The organism is Janthinobacterium sp. SUN033 (genome assembly GCF_030397595.1).
Lineage (GTDB): Bacteria > Pseudomonadota > Gammaproteobacteria > Burkholderiales > Burkholderiaceae_D > Janthinobacterium > Janthinobacterium kumbetense.
The window spans coordinates 856,726-874,543 of record NZ_JAPQNV010000003.1 but is presented as its reverse complement, the minus strand read 5'-3'; the positions used below and the strand labels follow the sequence as shown (position 1 = coordinate 874,543).

General features: G+C 61.9%; 14 protein-coding genes and 2 rRNA genes. 4 read left to right on the top strand and 12 right to left on the bottom strand.

All coding sequences use genetic code 11. The features are described 5' to 3' along the window. The 3 genes from OX460_RS17090 to OX460_RS17080 form a co-directional block, all read left to right on the top strand. Positions 1-1,350: ribosomal RNA gene (locus tag OX460_RS17090) — 23S ribosomal RNA — on the top strand; the annotation flags it as partial. Positions 1,351-1,487: 137 nt separating this feature from the next. Continuing rightward, a 5S ribosomal RNA gene (rrf, locus tag OX460_RS17085) occupies positions 1,488-1,600 on the top strand. A 111-nt stretch (positions 1,601-1,711) separates the two neighbouring features. Next, positions 1,712-3,010, top strand: a complete 1,299-nt coding sequence (locus OX460_RS17080; protein ID WP_289899379.1) for a leucine-rich repeat-containing protein kinase family protein — start codon at positions 1,712-1,714, stop codon at positions 3,008-3,010. Between the two features lie 54 nt (positions 3,011-3,064). Here the strand turns inward: OX460_RS17080 and OX460_RS17075 are convergent, their stop codons facing one another. Further along, positions 3,065-4,330 carry a nitronate monooxygenase gene (locus tag OX460_RS17075; protein ID WP_070277935.1) on the bottom strand — a complete coding sequence of 422 codons (1,266 nt, stop codon included), beginning with the start codon at positions 4,328-4,330 and terminating at the stop codon, positions 3,065-3,067. 183 nt (positions 4,331-4,513) lie between these two features. Further along, positions 4,514-4,999, bottom strand: coding sequence for a YajQ family cyclic di-GMP-binding protein (locus OX460_RS17070; protein WP_034759416.1), 486 nt, complete (start codon positions 4,997-4,999; stop codon positions 4,514-4,516). A 185-nt stretch (positions 5,000-5,184) separates the two neighbouring features. Here OX460_RS17070 and murB point away from each other — a divergent pair, with 185 nt between their 5' ends. Further along, positions 5,185-6,213, top strand: a complete 1,029-nt coding sequence (gene murB / locus OX460_RS17065) for a UDP-N-acetylmuramate dehydrogenase (RefSeq protein WP_289899352.1) — start codon at positions 5,185-5,187, stop codon at positions 6,211-6,213. 75 nt (positions 6,214-6,288) lie between these two features. On the opposite strand, the gene OX460_RS17060 is transcribed toward murB, so the two are convergent. The 10 genes from OX460_RS17060 to argF form a co-directional block, all read right to left on the bottom strand. Next, the gene (locus OX460_RS17060) at positions 6,289-6,603 is read right to left on the bottom strand and encodes a pyrimidine/purine nucleoside phosphorylase (RefSeq protein WP_289899351.1); all 315 of its coding nucleotides are present in this window, start codon (positions 6,601-6,603) and stop codon (positions 6,289-6,291) included. A gap of 25 nt (positions 6,604-6,628) precedes the next feature. Next, positions 6,629-7,654, bottom strand: a complete 1,026-nt coding sequence (locus tag OX460_RS17055) for a diguanylate cyclase (RefSeq protein ID WP_289899350.1) — start codon at positions 7,652-7,654, stop codon at positions 6,629-6,631. A gap of 10 nt (positions 7,655-7,664) precedes the next feature. Further along, positions 7,665-8,717, bottom strand: coding sequence for a chemotaxis-specific protein-glutamate methyltransferase CheB (cheB, locus tag OX460_RS17050; protein ID WP_289899349.1), 1,053 nt, complete (start codon positions 8,715-8,717; stop codon positions 7,665-7,667). A 10-nt stretch (positions 8,718-8,727) separates the two neighbouring features. Further along, complete coding sequence (locus tag OX460_RS17045) at positions 8,728-11,031, bottom strand: hybrid sensor histidine kinase/response regulator (RefSeq protein WP_289899348.1); 2,304 nt, start codon at positions 11,029-11,031, stop codon at positions 8,728-8,730. After that, a complete protein-coding gene (locus tag OX460_RS17040; protein ID WP_099665022.1) occupies positions 11,028-11,714 on the bottom strand; it encodes a chemotaxis protein CheW in 687 nt (228 codons plus the stop codon). The genes OX460_RS17045 and OX460_RS17040 overlap by 4 nt, the downstream gene beginning before the upstream one ends. A 9-nt stretch (positions 11,715-11,723) precedes the next feature. Beyond that, a complete protein-coding gene (locus OX460_RS17035; protein WP_289899347.1) occupies positions 11,724-12,965 on the bottom strand; it encodes a protein-glutamate O-methyltransferase CheR in 1,242 nt (413 codons plus the stop codon). Next, positions 12,962-13,417, bottom strand: coding sequence for a chemotaxis protein CheW (locus OX460_RS17030; protein ID WP_099665020.1), 456 nt, complete (start codon positions 13,415-13,417; stop codon positions 12,962-12,964). Before OX460_RS17030 ends, OX460_RS17035 begins: the two co-directional genes overlap by 4 nt. Before the next feature lie 4 nt (positions 13,418-13,421). Then, complete coding sequence (locus OX460_RS17025) at positions 13,422-15,233, bottom strand: methyl-accepting chemotaxis protein (protein WP_289899346.1); 1,812 nt, start codon at positions 15,231-15,233, stop codon at positions 13,422-13,424. 187 nt (positions 15,234-15,420) lie between these two features. Continuing rightward, the gene (locus OX460_RS17020) at positions 15,421-16,656 is read right to left on the bottom strand and encodes an argininosuccinate synthase (protein WP_034759383.1); all 1,236 of its coding nucleotides are present in this window, start codon (positions 16,654-16,656) and stop codon (positions 15,421-15,423) included. Positions 16,657-16,725: 69 nt separating this feature from the next. Further along, a complete protein-coding gene (argF, locus tag OX460_RS17015) occupies positions 16,726-17,646 on the bottom strand; it encodes an ornithine carbamoyltransferase (RefSeq protein WP_077401165.1) in 921 nt (306 codons plus the stop codon). Between the last annotated feature and the right edge of the window lie 172 nt (positions 17,647-17,818).

The following is a 17,818-nucleotide window of genomic DNA, read 5'->3' as shown; positions in this document are numbered from 1 at the left end:
CACGAAGCAATCGGAAGTGGTTCCAAGAAAAGCCTCTAAGCTTCAGTCATACGAGACCGTACCGCAAACCGACACAGGTGGGCGAGATGAGTATTCTAAGGCGCTTGAGAGAACTCGGGAGAAGGAACTCGGCAAATTGGTACCGTAACTTCGGGAAAAGGTACGCCCCGGTAGCTTGATTGGTTTACTCCATGAGGGTGAAAGGGTTGCAATAAACTGGTGGCTGCGACTGTTTAATAAAAACACAGCACTCTGCAAACACGAAAGTGGACGTATAGGGTGTGACGCCTGCCCGGTGCTGGAAGATTAAATGATGGGGTGCAAGCTCTTGATTGAAGTCCCAGTAAACGGCGGCCGTAACTATAACGGTCCTAAGGTAGCGAAATTCCTTGTCGGGTAAGTTCCGACCTGCACGAATGGCGTAACGATGGCCACACTGTCTCCTCCCGAGACTCAGCGAAGTTGAAATGTTTGTGATGATGCAATCTACCCGCGGCTAGACGGAAAGACCCCATGAACCTTTACTGTAGCTTTGCATTGGACTTTGAACCAATCTGTGTAGGATAGGTGGGAGGCTTTGAAGCGGGGACGCTAGTTCTCGTGGAGCCAACCTTGAAATACCACCCTGGTTTGTTTGAGGTTCTAACCTTGGTCCGTTATCCGGATCGGGGACAGTGCATGGTAGGCAGTTTGACTGGGGCGGTCTCCTCCTAAAGTGTAACGGAGGAGTTCGAAGGTACGCTAGATACGGTCGGACATCGTGTTGATAGTGCAATGGCATAAGCGTGCTTAACTGCGAGACTGACAAGTCGAGCAGGTACGAAAGTAGGACATAGTGATCCGGTGGTTCTGTATGGAAGGGCCATCGCTCAACGGATAAAAGGTACTCTGGGGATAACAGGCTGATTCCTCCCAAGAGTTCATATCGACGGGGGAGTTTGGCACCTCGATGTCGGCTCATCACATCCTGGGGCTGTAGCCGGTCCCAAGGGTATGGCTGTTCGCCATTTAAAGTGGTACGTGAGCTGGGTTTAAAACGTCGTGAGACAGTTTGGTCCCTATCTGCCGTGGGCGTTGGAAATTTGAAGGGGGCTGCTCCTAGTACGAGAGGACCGGAGTGGACGAACCTCTGGTGTACCGGTTGTCACGCCAGTGGCATTGCCGGGTAGCTAAGTTCGGAAGAGATAACCGCTGAAAGCATCTAAGCGGGAAACTTGCCTTGAGATGAGATTTCCCAGAGCCTTGAGCTCTTTGAAGGGTCGTTCGAGACCAGGACGTTGATAGGCTGGGTGTGGAAGTGCAGTAATGCATTAAGCTAACCAGTACTAATTGCCCGTACGGCTTGTCCCTATAACCTTAGCAGGTACAGAGGATAAGACGGTACAACGTTGCGTGTGTGTTGATACTACTATTCATTACCCAATCTTTGCTTCTTCCAGATTCAGGCTTTGTCGCTCCATCGAGGACAAACGCCAGTACAAGTTATGCCTGATGACCATAGCAAGTTGGTCCCACCCCTTCCCATCCCGAACAGGACCGTGAAACAACTTTGCGCCGATGATAGTGCTGCAACCAGTGTGAAAGTAGGTTATCGTCAGGCTTGTTATTCAAAAAAACCCCTTCCGGTGATCCGGTTGGGGTTTTTTTACGTCCAATGATTTTATGCATGGCATCGATCGCGTGCTACCTTGAAAGGAATATCTTGTCTGCTATGCATACACTGGAGCAATTACGCGCTGGCCAACTGGCCGGCCTGCGCCGTCTGACGCTGTCCTGCGGCTTGACGGCATTCCCTCGCGAAATCTTCGACCTCGCCGACAGCCTGGAAATCCTCGACCTGTCCGGCAATGCGCTCTCCACGCTTCCCGACGATTTGCCACGCCTGCACAAGCTGCGCATCATTTTTTGCTCGGACAACCTGTTCACCAGCTTGCCGGCCGTGCTCGGTTCCTGTCCTGCGCTGGAAATGATCGGTTTCAAGGCGAACCGGATACGCCACGTGCCGGCCGCAGCCTTGCCATCCAGGCTGCGCTGGCTGACCCTGACCGACAATGCCATCGAAGCCTTGCCGGAGGAGCTGGGCAAGTGCGGACAATTGCAGAAACTCATGCTGGCGGGAAATTGCCTGGACAGCTTGCCCGCTTCGTTGGCGAACTGCCGCCGGCTGGAACTGGTGCGCATCGCCGCCAACCGTTTCACGGCGCTGCCCGACTGTCTGCTGTCCCTGCCACGGCTGGGCTGGCTCGCGTATGCGGGCAATCCCTTCACGGAAGCGCGGGAACTGGCGGCCCTGGCCGGTTCAGCCGCGGCGGGCGTGGCGTGGCAGCGCCTGGTATTGGCGCAGCAGTTGGGCGAGGGGGCGTCGGGCGTGATTTACCGTGCCCGCCTGGATGGCGCCGATGAGGTTGCCGTCAAAGTGTTCAAGGGGGCCATGACCAGCGATGGCTTGCCGCGCAGCGAGATGGCCGCCTGTGTCGGCGCCGGTGCCCATCCGGGCCTGATTCCCATCCTCGGGACGCTCGATGCACATCCACAGGGAGCGTTGGGACTCGTCATGCCGCTCGTTGACGCGGCCTTCCGCAACCTGGCCGGACCGCCGAGCCTGGAATCGTGTACGCGCGACGTGTATGCCGATGGCGCGCGCTTTGATTTTCCGCAAGCGCTGGCCATTGCCCATGGCATCGCCTCGGCCGTGCGGCAGTTGCATGCACACGGTATCGTGCACGGCGACCTGTATGCCCACAATATCCTGCATGCGGATGCCGGCGCCTGCCTGCTGGGCGACTTTGGTGCGGCGTCCATGTTTGCGCCGGGCTCGTCGCACGGGGACGTGTTGCAGGGCATAGAGGCGCGCGCCTTTGGCGTGCTGCTGGGCGAACTGATCGCGCATTGTGCGACGCCTTTGCCGGCCCTGCACGTCATGATGGAAGATTGCCTGCAGGAAGAAGCATTGCAGCGGCCCAGCTTTGACGTGATCGAACGGGCCTTGCGGGACATGTTCCCCGCATAAAAAAATGGCGCAGCCTTCGCAGGCTGCGCCATTTTTATTTCACGCTGGCAAGATTCAGCTTGCTACCAGGATTTCTTTTTCCGGCAGGGCGATCTGGTTGTCGACGCTGAACTGGTAATCCTTGAAGACGTGTTCGGCCGTCAGGATCTGGTACTCGCCGTTGTCGAGCTTATGCGTGGTGTCCTTCAGGCGGTACGTGTAGTGGCCGCAGGTCCAGCAGTTGAAGTTGCGCATGTGGGTGCACAGGCAAGTCTTGTCCATCACGACGACGGTTTTTTGCTCCGGATGGGCAGCGACTTCGCGGTTGTACGAGTTGATGTACGCGCAGTTGCCCGTCGCGTCGAGCAGGTAGCCATACGATTCGCAGCCTGGACGGATGCCGGCGCCGATGGCGGGCGTGTTCTTCAGCATGCGCATCGGGTAACCGGTCGGCGAAACGCCATTGACGATGATGTCTTCTTCCGAGGCCTTGTAGTATTCCTGCTTGACCTTGTTTGGCAAGCCGCATTCCTTTGTGACGGTAAAGCGCGTCGCCACTTGCACGCCAGCGGCGCCCGCTTCCAGGAAGGAAACGGCATCGCTGCCCGTGAAGATGCCGCCAGCGGCGATCAGCGGGATGTCCAGCTGTTCGGCCTTCAGGTAGGCCAGCAGTTCCGCCGTGATCGTGTGCAGGTCGTAATTGGCCCAGTCCATGCCGAAGCCCAGATGGCCGCCGGCCAGGGGGCCCTCGACGATGATGAAGTCGGGCAAACGGTCCAGCTTGGCGTTCTTGCGCAGGAAAATCTGCAAGGCGCGCACGGACGAGACGATGATGCCCAGCTTGGCATCACGGAAACGCGGATGGTCGGCCATCAAGGCGAACGAACCGAAGTGCAAGCCGGCCGACAGGGTGATGCCGTCGATGCCCGCGTCCAGCGCCGCATTGAGTCGCACGCGCAAGGTTTCGCGGGGGCCGTTCATCGTCAGCTTTTCCATGCAATTGACGAAGATCAAGCCATCGCCTTTTTTCGCTTCCATGGTGCGGCCGATATGCAGGCGCTGCGCTTCCGCCAGGCGGCCCAGGTCGAACTGCACCACGGCCTTGTCGCTGTTATTGATGTTGAACTTGTACAGTTTCGTCTTGTCTTTGACGAAGGTGGTGTCGAAACGGCGATCCGACACGTCTTCCACCATGGCATCGGAGATATGCCCGATACCGTTCAGCCGGGCCGCTTCCAGGGCCAGCTCCGACGTGGAAATATCCACACCCATTCCGCCTATCATGATGGGCACATATTCTTTTTTGCCAAATCGCAGGCGGAAATCATCAACACGTTTCATTGCTATCCTTAGACTACCGTGGTTATCACTGAGCCAGATGTACGGTCAAGCCCGCCGCCGGTCAGGCGCGCGGGCGCATGTAGCTGTGCGCAGCTTCAATTCTACCCCAAGCGCGCAGGCGCTCCGAGGCAGCTTGCCGCCATGCCGGTGCAAGCGCAGGCCGCAGCGTGCGCATCATCGAAATTAATCGCGGAAATTGTTAAATTCCAGCGGCATGTCGGGCACATCCTTGCGCAGCATGGCCATGGCCGCCTGCAGGTCGTCGCGCTTGGCGCCCGTGACGCGCACGGCTTCGCCCTGGATGCTCGCTTGCACTTTCATCTTGCTGTCCTTGATGACGCGCACGATTTTCTTGGCATCATCCGATTCGATGCCATTCTTGATCTTGATGATCTGCTTGACCTTGTCGCCGCCGATCTTCTTGATGTCGCCTTCGTCGAGGAAGCGCACATCGACCTTGCGTTTGGTCAATTTGTTGGTCAGCACGTCGCGCACCTGGCTGAGCTGGAATTCCGAGTCCGCGAACGCGGTCAACTCGTTTTCCTTGTGTTCGACGCGGGCGTCGCTGCCCTTGAAGTCGAAGCGGGTCGTGATTTCCTTGTTGGATTGCTCGACTGCATTCTTGACTTCGATCATATCGGCTTCGGAGACTACATCAAATGACGGCATGGTCTGTTCCTTTTCTTGTTAAAGCGAGCGCACGCTCGGCGCGCTGGGCCTTGGCGGCTGATTCTGCGCCATGGGACGGCCCTGTTAAAGATGCGACATTTTAACGGACAACGGGCAAGTCGCCCTTGTCCTGAGGTGGTTTTTTGTCGCTTTCGCTCTATAATCGAGCAAAATTTCCCGATCCCATGTCTGCAGAGCTCACCATCGAACACAATTACTCCCTCCAGCGCCTGAATACCTTCGGCATCGCGGCCAATGCGGCCGCCTACGTTCGCATCACCTCGCAGGCCGAATTGCAAGCCGCACTGCAAGATCCCGCCCTGTCCGCCATGCCGCGCCTGATACTGGGCGGCGGCAGCAACATCGTACTGACGGGCGACTTTCCCGGCGCCGTGCTGCACATGGCCACGCGCGGCATGCGCCTGGCGCAGGCGGATTTCGAGACGATACTCGTCACCGCCGCGGCCGGCGAAAACTGGCACGATTTCGTGCAGTGGACCCTGGCGCAAGGCGTGGGCGGGCTGGAAAACCTGTCCCTGATTCCCGGCACGGTGGGCGCGGCGCCTATCCAGAATATTGGCGCGTATGGCGTTGAAATCAAGGATTATCTGCACAGCGTGAGCGTCATGCACAGTGGCAGCGGCATCGTCTTCGACATGGACCGCGATGCCTGCCGTTTCGCTTACCGCGACAGCATCTTCAAACAGGCGGACGGCCGCGAACTGATCGTGCTGGAAGTCACGTTTGCCTTGCCGGCCGAGTGGCAGCCGAACTTGCGCTATGCGGAACTGGCGCAGGCCGTGGCCGAACGCAATATTGCCGAGCCGACCCCCCAACAGGTGGCCGACACGGTGATGGCGATCCGCCGGCGAAAATTGCCGGATCCGGCCGTCATAGGTAATGCGGGCAGCTTCTTCAAGAATCCCGTGGTGTCACGGGAGCAATGTCTTGCCTTGTTGGAACGTTTCCCCACCTTGGTACACCATGCGCAGCCCGATGGCACGGAAAAGCTGGCGGCAGGGTGGCTGATCGATCAGTGCGGCTGGAAGGGGAAAAACCTGGGGCCCGCGGGAGTGTATCCCAAGCAGGCGCTGGTTCTGGTGAATAATGGCGGCGCTCGTGGCGCGGACATTACCCGGCTGGCGGCAGCGATACAGGATGATGTAGAGGCGAAATATGGCGTGCGCCTGTCGCCCGAGCCTGTGTTTATCTAAATAGTCAATCCGCGCTTGAAAAAATGTTCAGGGCAAGGCAGTGCAACACAGCCATGGACGTTTTTTCTGCATGGATCAGCCGAAGTGGCAGACGTAATCTACGGTTTCGACAGTTTCAATATCAAAATAGCTATTGCCCGGCACCTTGAATTCCTGGCCCGCGCCATAGCTGTTCCACTCCGTCGCGTCGGCCAGGCGTACCTTGCACAGGCCGCCGACGATTTCCATGATTTCCGGCGCGCCCGTGTTGAAGCGCAACGATGATGGGAAAATCACGCCCACGCTTTTCTTCGTGCCGTCGGCCAGGATGACGTTGTGCGAGACGCATTTGCCGTCAAAGTAGATATTCGACTTCTTGACGACGCTGACATTGTCCAGTTGTGTGCTCATGCTTCACTTTCCTTGCTGTTAAAAATCAGTCCTGGACGTCAGCGGCGCTCAGCACGCTGTTGCGTCCGCCGCGCTTGGCCGCGTACAGGGCCTGGTCGGCGCGGTTGATCAATTGCTCGACCGTCGAGTCCGGCGAAGGCACGATGGTGGCCACGCCGATCGAGATGGTGACGATGCCCGTGCTTGCCGCCGGATTCTCGATCTGCAAGCCTTCCAGGTGGCGCCGGCACGCTTCGGCGATCAGCAACGCGCCGGCCGCTTCCGTTTCCGGCAGGATCAGGGCGAACTCTTCGCCGCCGTAGCGGGCGGCCAGGTCGGCCGGGCGCTTCAAATGTTCCGTCAGCACGGCGGCGACTTTTTTCAGGCCCAGGTCGCCCGCCAGGTGGCCGAAGTGGTCGTTATAGCTTTTAAAATGGTCGATATCGCAAAACAGCAAGCTCAACGGCGTCTTGTCGCGCTGGCCCCGCTGCCATTCGAATTCCAGGGTTTCATCGAAGCGGCGGCGGTTGGCGATGCCCGTCAAGCCATCGAGGGCGGCGAGTTTCTGTAATTCAATATTGGCGTCGGCCAGGTTCTTTTGACTTTCTCGCAGGAAACGAAAAGCCTGGTCGCGCTGCAGGCGGCTGATGTGCGCGTTGGAATGGTAGCGTATGCGCGCCAGCAGCTCCAGGCGGTCCGGCAGTTTCACCACGTAATCGTTGGCGCCGACGGAAAAGCTGTGCGCCTTCAGTTTCGGGTCATCCTTGGCCGACATCACGATCACCGGCACGTGCGCCAGCGCCGCGTTTTCGCGGTACAGCTGGATCAGGGCGAAGCCGTCGATGCCCGGCATCACCAGGTCTTGCAGGATGACGGTCGGTTGCAAGCGCAGCGCTGTGTCCAGCGCCTGCGTGGCGTCGGTCACGTAATGAAATTCGATATCCTGCTGGTCGCTGAGCATGCGCCGCACTGCCTCGGCAATGATCAACTGGTCGTCCACCAGCAGCACGCTGACCTTGAATTCGGTCAATGCGGGCTCATGCTGGGTGAAACTGGAGGAGAATTCTGGCATTGCATTCTTTTCAGATGTTGGGGGAGGGCTCCCACCCATTGTTGAGCTTGGCGCCCAGGCGGCTGCGCAGGCTGGCGCCTATTCTATCCAGGGGCAGGATGTGCTGCGCCGCATCGAGTTCGGCTGCCGCGCGCGGCATGCCGTACACGGCGCTGCTGGCTTGGTCTTGCGCAATCGTCGTCTTGCCGGCGCGGCGCATGGCCAGCAAGCCATCGCCGCCGTCGCGCCCCATGCCTGTGAGCAATACACCGATGGCGTCGCCGCGCCAGTGCTGCGCCACGCAGTTGAAGAAGACATCGACGGACGGGCGGTAAACATACTCGCGCGGTGCTGCATCGTAACCCAAACGATAATTTTGATCTAGCAGCAGGTGATCATTGGTCTTGGCGATCAGTACCGTACCGGACACCAGTTCGTCGCCGTCGGCGATCACGCGCACGGGCATGCTGAGCTGGTCGTCGAGCCATTTGGCGAAGTGCGAGGCGAAGGTTTCATCGATGTGCTGCACCACGACGATGGCGCAGCCGGGCGGCGCCGTCCAGCCGGACAGCACCTTGGCCACGGCCGAGGGGCCGCCCGTCGAGGCGCCGATGGCCACCAGGGTCGATACCTGGCCGTCGCCCCGTTCGCCGCCATTGCCGTTCGCCTGGCGCGGCGGCGCAGGTTCGGCGCTGTGGCGTATCAGCTTGCCGATGGTCTTGATCTTGGCCAGCAGCTCGCTGTCGCCCCCCACTTCCCCCTGCAGCACGGGCGTGGCCGTGACGTCGAGCGCGCCCGCGCCCAGCGCGCGGAAGACCTGGTTGACATTGTCTTGCGGGCGTCCCGTGACCACCAGGATGGCGCACGGGCTTTGCTCCATGATCAGGCGCGTCGCCTCGACGCCATCCATTTCCGGCATGTTCAGGTCCATCAGGATCAGGTCGGGACGGTTGCCTTCGCACATGCGCACGGCTTCGAGCCCCGTGCGGGCGATCCACAGCACCTGGTGTTCCTGCGTGCTGGCGACCACCCGGCGCAGGGCCTCGGCGGCCATGGCGACATCGTTGGCAATGGCAATTTTCATGAAGTACAACTCATAAGCGGGCATCTCCTATCAGGTCGGCCACCGCGTCGAGCAAGGTCTCGTCGTGGAAGCTGCCTTTGGTCAGATAATAGTCGGCGCCGGCGGACAGGCCGCGTGCGCGGTCTTCCGGGCGGTCCTTGTACGAGACGATCATCACCGGCAGCTTGTGCAGGTGCAGGTCCTTCTTGATCAGCGAAACCAGCTCGATGCCGTCCATGCGCGGCATGTCGACGTCGGTGATCACCAGGTCGTACTCGCCGCTGCGCACGACGTTCCAGCCGTCGATGCCGTCGATGGCCACGTCGACTTCGAAGCCGCGCGCCAGCAGCAGCTTGCGCTCCATTTCGCGCACCGTCAGCGAGTCGTCGACGACGAGGATGCGCTTGGCGCGGCGCTGCTGCGCGTGGCCCGCCTGCGCCAGCTGGTGCAGGCCGCCTTCGTGCAGCAGCTTGTCGATCGACAGCAGCAGGTCGGGCACGTCGAGGATCAGCACCGGCTCGCCGTCATCGAGCAGGGCGGCGGCGGAAATGTCGCGCATCTTGCCGAAAATGGGGTCGATGGCCTGCACCGCCAGGCTTTGCTCGCCGCGGATGGCGTCGACCACCAGGGCATAGCTTTGCTTGCCGCGCCCGATCACCACCACCGGCAAGTCCTCGGCCTGGTTCGCCGCTTCGCCCAGTTCCAGCACCTGCGCCGCCGAGACCAGGCCCAGATGCTCGCCCTTGAGTTCGAAGAACTGCTTGTTTTCCAGGGTATGGATGGCCGCCTGCGGCACGCGCACCACGCTTTCCACCTTGACGATGGGGATGGCGTAGGCTTCGCCCTGGATGTCGATCACCAGCGCGCGCACGATCGATTGCGTCAGCGGCAGGGTGATGAGGGCGCGGAAACCCCGGCCCGGCTCCGATTCCAGGCGCACGGTGCCGTTTTGCTGGCGTATCGTCTCGTGCACGATGTCCAGGCCCACGCCGCGTCCGGACAATTGATTGGCCGTCGCCTTCAGGCTGAAGGCGGGCAGGAACAGGAATTCCAGCAGCTCGCCCGGCGACAGCGCGGCGGCCATGGCGGGGCTGGCCATCTTGCGCTCGATGACGGACTGGCGGATCTTTTCCAGGTCGACACCGCGCCCGTCGTCGCTGATTTCGATGCTCAGCATGCCGGCGCGGTGGCGCGCTTCCATGCGTATCGTGCCCAGCGCTTCCTTGCCCGCGTCGATGCGCTCGTACGGGCCTTCCATGCCATGGTCGATGGCATTGCGCAGCATGTGGTTCAGCGGGCTTTCGATCTTCGCCAGGATGTCGCGGTCGACCAGGGTGTCTTCGCCTTCGATTTCCAGCTGCACTTCCTTGCCCAGGCTGCGCGCCAGGTCGCGCACCATGCGCGGGAAGGCGTGGATGCCGTCGCGGAAAGGGCGCATACGCAGCGCCAGCACTTCATCGACCATGCCTTGCGAGACGGCCAGCAGGCGCCGCTCATAGGTTTCGATGTCGGCGATGTGCTCGAGCATGAATTGCTTCAGGGGCTGCGTCTTTTGCAGCGCCAGCAGGGATTTTTCCATCAGGCCCGCGTCGCCCGAGCGGGCAATGGCTTCGTGCAGGTGCTCGATGGCGGAAAACAGGCTGCTCTGGTTGCGCTTGAAGCGCTGCAAGGCACCGATGAACGGGTGCATCTGGTGCGCATTGATGCGCGATTCGCTGGCCAGCGACAGCAGCTTGTCGAAATTCTGCGCCTGGGCCTTGGCCGGTGCCGCACCTGTACGCGGCGCGGGCGCGGCAGCTTCTGCCGCTTCCGCTTCCGCGTCCTCTCCCGCCAGGCCGCTGGCTACGGGAGCCTGTGGCGCCGCCGCTGCCGGCGCTGGCACGGGCGCCGACGCCGGGGGCAGGGCCGGCAATTCGGGCAGGTCGGCGATGCCGGCGATGGCGTTCAGGGTCTGGTCGATCTGCGCCGCATTGGCGGCCAGCCACGCTTCGGCGCCCGCGTCGTCCAGGCGCGACAGCTGCACGATCAGGTCGACGCCCGACAGCAGCACGTCGACCCGCTCCGGCGTGAGTTTCAGGCGGCCGTGCTGGGCGGCGACAAAGCTGTCTTCCATGCCGTGCGCCAGCTGCACCACCACTTGCAGGCCGACGATGGCGGCGGCGCCCTTGATCGAGTGCGCCGCGCGCATCATCGCTTCGACGGCGGCCGCATCGCCCGCATGGCGCTCCATGGCCAGCAAGCCGTCGGTGAGGATCTGGGTCTGGCTGTCCGCCTCCATGCGGAACAGGTCCAGCATGGAAAAGGCACTCAGGTCGCCGTGCTGGTCCTGGCTCATCGTAATAGTCTCGCAAGTTGAAAGCCGATCAGCGCCGTGTCGAGGCAGCCGATGCGCATGTCGCCCTCGGTGATGACGCCGGACAGATAGCGCGACAGGCCCTTGTTGATGGTGGCCGCCGGCGCTTGCACGGTGCTCGACGCATAGCGCACGATGCCGTGCAGGTCGGCCACGGGCAGCGCGTAAGCCTGTTCTTCCCAGCGCATCAGCAGCAGGCGCGCAAAGGTGTGGCGGCCGCGCGCCGCTGGCGCGCCCTGTTCGTCGATGCCCAGCAAGTGTGCCAGCGACATGCACGGATACAGCTTGCCGCCGATATTGACGATGCCCGCCAGGCCGCGCCCGCCGCGGTGCGGCAGCACGTGCGGCTTGGCCTGCGGCGCCACGGAGTCGAACACGCGCGTGGGCAGCGCCAGCCATTCGCGGCCGATGCGAAATACCAGCGCCGAGCTGTCGCGCACTTCGCCTCCCGCATCGATCTGGCGGAAGTGGCTGGCCCAGTCGCGCTGGTAGTGTTCATCCACGGGCCGCTGCAGGTTGCGCTGGGCGGCGCCCGCATATACGTCGCAGTTACGGCAATGCACGTTGGCCGGCAGCCTGGGGCAGCTCTGGTCGCCGACCACGCCGATATGGTTCCAGCAGTCGTCGATGGCGTCGGGGGACTCGGTGGCGATGAGGTTGGTCATGCTTGCCCCTTAGTTGGACGCCTGGCGGCGCTGGTAGATGCGCGCCGCGCGCGCCTTCAGGGTGGCGGCGGCCGTGTGGTTGCCATTGCGTTCGGCCAGCAGCGACAGGTGGCACAGCGCCTCGTAATGGTCGGGCTGCAGGTAGATGCAGCGGCGCCAGTAATCGTCGGCCAGGTCCATCTTGCCGGCCAGTTCATTGATGATGCCCAGCATGAAATACGCTTCCGCCGCCTCGGGCACGCGCGCCAGGTGGGCGTGGCATTTTTCGCCCGCTTCGCGCAACTGGCCACGGTCGGCCAGCAGGCGCGCCTCGGCCAGCAAATCGGCTTGCGCGGCCGGCGCCGGCGACGGCACGGACACGGGGCGCGTGCGCGGCGCTGTCGCGGCGGCAGGGGCGGCTGCGGCGGCGCGCCTTGGCGCGGGCGGCACGCTGCGCAGGGGGCGCGCGGCCGGCAGCGGCGCCACCTGCACGGGGCTGGCCGGCGCCGCCGTTTCCTTCTTCAGGGCGAAGGCCTGGCGGAACTGCAGCGGCGCAAAGCCGTTCTGGCAGAACGACGGCACTTCCGCATAGCCGGCCAGCAGCATGCCGTCGTCTGCCAGCAGGGCGGACAGGTTGTGGATGGCCGCGCGCGTGGTCGGCTTGTCGAAGTAAATCAAGAGGTTGCGGCAAAAGATGACGTCGTAATGGCGGCTGTAGGTGGCGGTGTCGAATTGCAGCAGATTGCCCTGCCTGAAGGTGACTTGCTCGCGCAAGGAGTCGATGATGCGGTAGGCGTCGTCGGCCACGTGCGTGAAATAGCGCTCGCGGAAGGCCACGTCCTGCGCGCGGAAGGCGTTGCGGCCATACACGCCGGCCTGCGCCCGCTCGATGCAGCCGGGGCTCAGGTCATACGCGTCGATGCTGAACGCCTGTTTTGGCACACCGCCGTCGCGCAGCGCCATGGCCATCGAATACGGTTCCTCGCCGCCCGCGCACGGGATCGACAGGATGCGCGTGGCGCGCCCCCGCGCCCAGCGTTCCTGCACCAGTTCGACGGTGGCGTAGAACGCCTGCGGGTCGCGGAACAGCCACGATTCCGGCACCACCACCAGCTCGATCAATTGCGTCATTTCGGCCGGCGTGAGCGCTTGCAGATAGGCTTCGCTATCGCTGAAGCCCGTTTGCTCCATGCGCTGGCCGACGGCCCGTTCGGCCACGGCTTTGGAGACGGACAGGCCGGTCGCGCGGCGCAGCAGGGCTTGTGCCGTCATGCCGCGCCCGCGTCTTGAAACAGCAGCGCGCGCACGTCCGGCGGCAGCAGGTGTTCGAGTTCCACCAGCTGCACGATGCCGTCGGCATCGCTGGCCACCTGGCCCAGGAAGGGCGCCGTCGCCACGCCGCTATCCTCGAGCTTGTCCGCCGCGATGTCGGCGATGCCGCGCACTTGCGTGGCCAGCAAGCCCAGCGCATGCGTGGCGCCGCCAGGCGCGCGGTAGTCGACGATGACGATGCGCGTGTCGAATTGCGCGGCGGCGGCAGGCAGCCCGGCCAGGCGCGACAGGTCGATCACGGGCACGGGCGTGCCGTGCAAGTCCATCAGGCCGGCCACGTAGTCTGGCGTGAGCGGCAACTGTTTCAGCTCCAGCAACGGCAGAACGCGCACGATGCCGGCCAGGGGCAGGCCATAGCGGTCGCGTCCGATGTGAAAGAGCAGCACTTTCATGGGATCAGATGGTGACGGCGAAGGTCGACACGCTCGACTGCAGGTCGCCCGCCGCATATTGCAGCTGGTGCACCGCTTCGCTGGTGGCCTTCAGCGATTCCACCGTTTGCTGCGTGGCGTCGTTGAGCTGCATCATGGTGTCGGAAATTTGCGACGCGCCGATCGCCTGCGACTGCATGCCTTGCAGCACGGCATCGAATTGCGGCGTGAGTTTTTGCACCTGATCCATCACGGACGACAATTGTTCCGCCACTTGCCGCACTTCGCCCACGCTGCGGCGAATTTCTTCCGAGAATTTATCCATGCCCATCACGCTGGCGGACACGGCCGACTGCATTTCCTTGAGCATTTGCTCGATATCCCAGGTGGAGACGGACGTCTGGTCGGCCAGGCGGCGGATTTCCGTCGCCACGACGGAAAAGCCGCGGCCCGCTTCGCCCGCTTTTTCCGCCTCGATGGCGGCGTTCAGCGACAGGATGTTGGTCTGGTCGGCCACTTTCGTGATGGTGATCAGCACGCTGTTGATATTGCTGGCTTTTTCCGACAGGGCCGCCAGCTTGGCGTTGATGGAATCGGTGGCCGAGACCATGTGCTGCATGGTCGAATCCATACGCTTGAGGTTGTTTTGCGCTTCGGCCGTGGCATTCGTCGTGTAGTCGGCCACGGCGGTGGCGTCTTCCATGGTTTTCAGCAACTGGCTCGTGTTGGCCGAGATTTCCTTGGTGGTGCTGAGAATTTCCACGCTGGTTTGCGCTTGCTCAATGCCCGTGGCTTCCTGCTGGCGCGCCGAGGCGGCGATTTCCGTGGCGGACGTCGTGACCTGGATGCCGGCCTTTTGCACATTGTTGAGCAGGCTGCGCAGGTTTTCAAACATCTTCGCCAGGCCGTTGCCCAGCTGGCCGATGGCGTCGTTGCCCGTGATGCCGACCTTGCCCGTCAGGTCGCCCGAGGCCGCCTTCGATACCACTTCCAGCAGGGAATCGACCTTGGCCCGCAGGCTATTCGTGGCGGCCAGTTCATTGGCCTGGTTGTCCTGGATGGTTTGCGCCATGCGGTTGAACTCTTCCGTCACCTTGCCCAGCTCGTCGCGCGAGATGATGGCGGCGCGCGCGCCTTGCTCGCCGCCGGCGATGCGCCCGACGGCGTCCGTCAGGCTGTTCAGCGGGCCGAGGATGGCCTTGGCCAGGACGAAGGAAATGCCCAGCGCCAGCACCACGCACAGCACGCCGCCCAGCGCCAAGGTCAGCAGCATGGTTTCCTGCAGGCGACTTGACGTGGCCGTACGCTCGGCCAGCAAGCGGTTTTCTTCGGCGGCGGCTTCGTCGAGCAGCTTGTTGGCCTGCACGATGCCGGGCGAGCCGGCCGGCGGAAGCAGGCGCGCCACCGTTTCCGTGGCGCCCGGCGCATTGCCCAGCGCGCGGCGTTTCTCGATCAGGGGGGTGATCCACTCCTTGACCCAGGTGCTGCTCAGCTGGTCGATCTTGCGGAAGCGTTCCGATTGCATCTTGTTGTCCACCGTCATGCTGATGGCTTTTTGCGTGTGCTGGCTCAGCACCCCTGTTTCATCGGTTTCCGGCGTCAGCGAGGCTTCGTTGCCGGTCAGAATGAAGCCGCGCGCCTCCACCTGGATTTGCAGGATGGAATTGTGAATCTTGTCGATCTCGACCAGCACTTCCATCGTGTGCCTGTCCCAGGCATTGGCTTCCGACAGCCGCGAAAAGCTGTTGTAGGCCACGCCCAGCAAGATCAGGATGATGGCCACGATGGAGCCGAAGCCCAGGTACAGTTTATTCTTGATACTCAGGTCTTTGAACATGGGAGGGCTCCGGAAGCGGGAAGGTCAGCACAATTGCACTGTAGCATTTTGCCATGAGGACAGCAAAATGGGGGCGATCTGGGGACGCGCGGGGCGGTAAATCGCTGCCGAGTGCGTTTCAAACGTAAAAAAGCCGCCCGGAGGCGGCTTTTGGCGGGCGCGGGAGGTAGTGCCTCCCGGTAACTAATTACTTCTGGCCGCGCTTTTCGCGGGCGATGGCGGCGATGCGCATGCGCAAGGCGTTCAGCTTGATGAAGCCGCCGGCGTCGGCCTGGTTGTAGGCGCCGCCGTCTTCGTCGAAGGTGGCGATGTTCATGTCGAACAGCGAATCCGTCTTCGAATCGCGCGACACGACGATCACATTGCCCTTGTACAGCTTGATGCGTACCCAGCCGTTCACGGTTTCCTGCGTGTGGTCGATCAGGGTTTGCAGGGCAACGCGCTCGGGCGCCCACCAGTAGCCGTTGTAGATCATCGATGCGTAGCGCGGCATCAGGTCATCTTTCAGATGGGCAACTTCGCGGTCCAGCGTGATCGATTCGATGGCGCGGTGGGCTTTCAGCATGATAGTGCCGCCCGGGGTTTCATAGCAGCCGCGCGATTTCATGCCGACGTAGCGGTTTTCCACCAGGTCCAGGCGTCCCACGCCATGCTTGCCGCCAACTTTGTTCAGTTCGGCCAGCACGGTGGCAGGCGACATGCGCACGCCGTTGATGGCGACGATATCGCCTTTTTCGTATTCGATGTCCAGGTATTCCGCTTCGTCCGGCGCCTTTTCAGGGCTGACGGTCCAGCGCCACATGGTTTCTTCCGCTTCGGCGCTCGGGTTTTCCAAGTGGCGGCCTTCAAAGCTGATGTGCAGCAAGTTGGCATCCATCGAGTACGGCGCGCCGCCGTTCTTGTGCTTCATGTCGATTTCGATGCCGGCGTCTTCCGCGTACTTCAGCAGTTTTTCGCGCGACAGCAGATCCCACTCGCGCCATGGGGCGATGATCTTCACGCCTGGCTTCAGCGCGTAGGCGCCCAGCTCGAAACGCACCTGGTCGTTGCCCTTGCCGGTCGCGCCGTGCGAGATGGCGTCGGCGCCGGTGGCGTTGGCGATTTCGATCAGGCGCTTTGCGATCAGCGGACGGGCGATCGAGGTGCCCAGCAGGTATTCGCCTTCATACACGGTGTTGGCGCGGAACATCGGGAAGACGAAATCGCGCACGAATTCTTCGCGGACATCTTCGATATGGATGTTTTCCGGCTTGATGCCGAACTTGATGGCCTTGGCGCGCGCCGGTTCCAGTTCTTCGCCCTGGCCCAGGTCGGCCGTGAAGGTGACGATTTCGCACTGGTAGTTATCTTGCAGCCATTTCAGGATGACGGAGGTGTCGAGTCCGCCGGAATAGGCCAGGACTACTTTTTTAATGTCGCTCATATTGCTTCCAGTTGTCGTTGTCGATGTATGTATTGCGATGCTGCCAGGAGTTATGCAGTGCCTGGCGAATTAGTTGATTTTACCGAGTAACAGGTATTCGATCAGCGCTTTTTGCACGTGCAAGCGGTTTTCCGCCTCGTCCCACACCACCGATTGCGGGCCGTCGATCACTTCGGCAGCCACTTCCTCGCCGCGGTGGGCGGGCAGGCAGTGCATGAACAGGGCGTCGGGCGCGGCGCGGGCCATCTTCGCGCCATCGACGATCCAGCCGTCGAAGGCGGCGATGCGGGCCGCGTTTTCCGCTTCGTAACCCATGCTGGTCCACACGTCCGTGTTGACCAGGTGCGCGCCTTCGCAGGCGTCCGATGGATTGGCGAAGAAGGTGTAGCGCTCGGTCTTGACTTGCGCCAGGTCAATGTCGTAGCCCTTCGGCGTCGACACGTTCACATGGAAGCCGAACACTTCGGCCGCTTGCAGCCACGAGTACAGCATGTTGTTGGCGTCGCCGATCCAGGCGACCACCTTGCCGGCGATCGAGCCGCGGTGTTCGATGTAGGTGAAGATGTCGGCAAAGACCTGGCACGGGTGGTGTTCATTGGTCAGGCCATTGATCACGGGCACGCGCGAATTGGCGGCGAAGCGCTCGATGATCTCCTGGCCGAACGTGCGCACCATGATGATGTCGCACATGCGCGACATGACCTGGCCCGCGTCTTCCACCGGCTCGCCGCGGCCCAGCTGGGAATCGCGCGTGTTCAGGTAGATGGCGGCGCCGCCCAGCTGGTGCATGCCCGCTTCGAACGACAGGCGCGTGCGGGTCGAGTTCTTTTCAAAGACCATCACCAGGGTGCGGTCGATCAGTGGATGGTAGATTTCGTAGTTCTTGAACTTGCGCTTGATCAGATGGGCGCGTTCGATCACATATTCGTACTCTTCCAACGTGAAATCGGAGAACTGGAGGTAGTGCTTGATCGGTTTTTTTGTCGACATAATGACCACTTGAAGATGCGCAGGCCGCCGGCGGCGTGCCTTTCCCGCCGGGTTGCATCAGCGTACAACATCTCGTCTGATGACTGCCTCGCCCGGCGCGCTGCTGTGTTGATCGGTGCCAGCGCGACGCCTGTCGCGCGGTACGATGCGGTTTGCCAAGTTGAAAATAATG